General features: G+C 48.0%; 3 protein-coding genes. All 3 read left to right on the forward strand.

The genetic code is table 11. The annotated features are described in order from the left end of the window. Positions 1 to 545: Gfo/Idh/MocA family protein (locus tag ACR0P9_RS10350; protein ID WP_432619866.1), on the forward strand; the 545-nt coding region annotated here is incomplete at its 5' end. A 119-nt stretch (positions 546 to 664) separates the two neighbouring features. Beyond that, positions 665 to 1048: a PH domain-containing protein gene (locus ACR0P9_RS10355; RefSeq protein WP_432619868.1), complete on the forward strand. Its 384-nt coding sequence runs from the start codon at positions 665 to 667 to the stop codon at positions 1046 to 1048. 151 nt (positions 1049 to 1199) lie between these two features. Further along, positions 1200 to 2609, forward strand: a complete 1410-nt coding sequence (locus ACR0P9_RS10360; RefSeq protein ID WP_432619870.1) for an amidophosphoribosyltransferase — start codon at positions 1200 to 1202, stop codon at positions 2607 to 2609. The last annotated feature ends 211 nt before the right edge of the window (positions 2610 to 2820 follow it).

The raw sequence follows: 2820 nt of genomic DNA on the forward strand, positions 1-2820 counted from the left end.
ACCCGGAAGCACTGGTTGAAGGCTCTATCAAGTTTGCAGCTACTTCCGGCGGCATCTTCATCGACATGGCAATCCATGACATCGATCTGATGCGTTGGTTCCTCGAAGATGAGCCGACTGAGGTATACGCTCTGGGCGCAACCTTCAAGCATCCGGAATTCCAGGCTGTCGGCGATGATGAGACCGCAGTTGCTACCTACAAGTTCAAGAATGGCGGTATTGGTGTAATTCACGTAGGCCGTACCGCACCGCATGGCTACCATGTAGAGACCGAAATTATCGGCACCGAGGGCAGCATCCGCATCAGCCCTGTACCGGAAAAGAATCTCGCTATGCTGTACAACTCCAACGGCGTTGTAACCGAGTGTGTAGAGGGCTTCCCGGAGCGTTTTGCCGCTGCTTATCTGGCAGAAATGCAGGAATTCATTGACTGTATCTGCGAAAACAGAAAGCCGGGCGTAACTGTATACGACGGCACCAAGTCCACGGCTATCGGCTTCGGCACCACCGAGGCATGGAAGTCCGGCAAGGTTGTTGAGCTGTAAGTTCATCTTTCGTCCATCCAAGACTGCGTTTCAGACTTTGTTCCAGAAACGCAGTCTTTTTTTCGCCGTGCATTTCTGGTATAATAAAGATGTTACTAGAATCAAAGGAGGCATCACGTATGAGCAATCTGACTCCGATTTGGTCTGACAGAAAACGAATCTTCTGCGGACTTCCTTGGACATTTACCACATACACGCTGACATCTGATCGTTTGTTTATCGAAACCGGTATGCTGGGCAAGCATGAAGACGAGGTGCGTCTGTATCGCATCTTAGATATTTCTCTGTCGCGCAGCTTATCTCAGCGCATTTTTGGCATGGGCACCATTCACTGTTGTTCTGCCGACAAAACGATGGGAGATTTCGATATTATCAACATCAAAAACCCGCGGGAAGTCAAGGAACAGCTGTCCGAACTGGTAGAACGAGAGCGACAGGCAAAGCATGTCACCAATCGAGAATTTATGATGCATGACACAGATTTTGACGACGAAAATATGTAAATTCTACCCAATTTACGGAGAGTCTTTGCCAGACTCTCCGTTTTTTATGCCCATTTCTTATTCCGAAACAATATTTTATTCCTCTTTTGTGTCAAGATATGCTATACTGTTGAGGTAACATTTTTCTCAGACACCGGTAAGGAGGAACTACATGGGCGGCTTTTTCGGAGTAGCTTCAAAGGAAGATTGTGTATTTGACTTGTTTTTCGGCACGGACTATCATTCTCATTTGGGAACGCGCCGCGGCGGCATGGCAATTTATGGAGAAAACGGCTTCGATCGTTCGATTCATAACATTGAAAATGCACCGTTCCGCACCAAATTTGACAAAGATATTCAGGAAATGAAGGGTAATCTCGGCATCGGCTGTATTTCAGATTTCGAGCCGCAGCCACTGATTGTCCGTTCCCACCACGGCACTTTTGCCATCACGACCGTCAGCAAGATCAACAACATTGACGAGATCGTTTCTTCTATCTTCAGCAATGGCAACTCGCATTTTCTCGAGATGAGCGGCGGCGATGTCAACCCGACAGAATTGGTTGCTGCACTCATCAACCAGAAGGAAAATCTCATTGAAGGCATTCACTACGCGCTGGAGACCATTGACGGCTCTCTGACCATGATGCTTTTGACTTCCAAGGGCATTTATGCCGCGCGAGATAAATACGGCAGAACACCAATTGTCCTCGGCAAAAAAGAGGACGCGTATTGCATCTCCTTTGAGGATTTTGCGTTCCAGAATCTTGGCTACAAGCCGTATAAGGAATTGGGACCGGGCGAAATTGATGTCATTACACCGGATGGTGTAAAAACATTGCTCGCACCGGGAAATCAGATGAAGATCTGCACCTTCCTGTGGGTATATTACGGTTATCCATCCAGCTCCTATGAAGGCGTAAGCGTAGAGGAAATGCGCTATCGCTGCGGCGAAAAGATGGCAATGCGAGACAACGTCAAGCCAGATATTGTCGCCGGTGTACCGGATTCCGGTATTGCACATGCCGTTGGCTATGCCAATGCCTCCGGTATTCCATTTTCCCGTCCATTTATCAAATATACTCCGACATGGCCGCGTTCGTTTATGCCGACCATTCAGAGCAAGCGAAATCTCATCGCAAAGATGAAGCTGATTGCTGTCCACGATCTCATCAAGGACAAGAGCCTGCTGCTCATTGACGACTCCATTGTCCGCGGTACTCAGCTGCGCGAGACAACAGAGTTTTTGTATGAGAGCGGCGCAAAGGAAGTACACATCCGTCCGGCATGTCCGCCGCTGGTTTATGGATGCAAATATCTGAACTTCTCTCGTTCTTCTTCCGAAATGGATCTGATTACTCGCCGCGTTATCGCTCGTCTGGAAGGCTCCGAGAACGTTTCCGAAGAAGTACTTCAGCAGTACACGGATCCGGAATCTCCGAAGTATGACGAGATGATTGAAGAAATCCGCAAGGAACTGAATTTCACTTCCCTGCGCTACAACCGTCTGGATGATATGCTGGATGCTGTCGGCATTCCGAAGGAAAATCTGTGCACCTATTGCTGGAACGGCCAAGAATAAAATAAGAATCCGTATCGTATACGACAGCGCACCATCAAGCTCGATGGTGCGCTGTTTTTTATGGTTTATAGACCGCTGTCACATACCGAATATGTTCAAATGCTGTCAGATCCTCGCCTCTGCCTGCAAAATATTTCGCCTGAATATCGCGCGGCGACATCCATTCATAAACGAAGAAATGCTCTGTTTCCAATAGCTTTTGCAGTGCGTG

This window comes from Butyricicoccus sp. (assembly GCF_050872565.1).
Taxonomy (GTDB): Bacteria; Bacillota; Clostridia; order Oscillospirales; family Butyricicoccaceae; genus Butyricicoccus_A.

Excerpts from the sequence above, each read along its gene's own strand:
- ACR0P9_RS10355 (WP_432619868.1), top strand. The coding sequence starts at position 665 with ATGAGCAATCTGACTCCGATTTGGTCTGACAGAAAACGAATCTTCTGC.
- ACR0P9_RS10360 (WP_432619870.1), top strand. The coding sequence starts at position 1,200 with ATGGGCGGCTTTTTCGGAGTAGCTTCAAAGGAAGATTGTGTATTTGAC.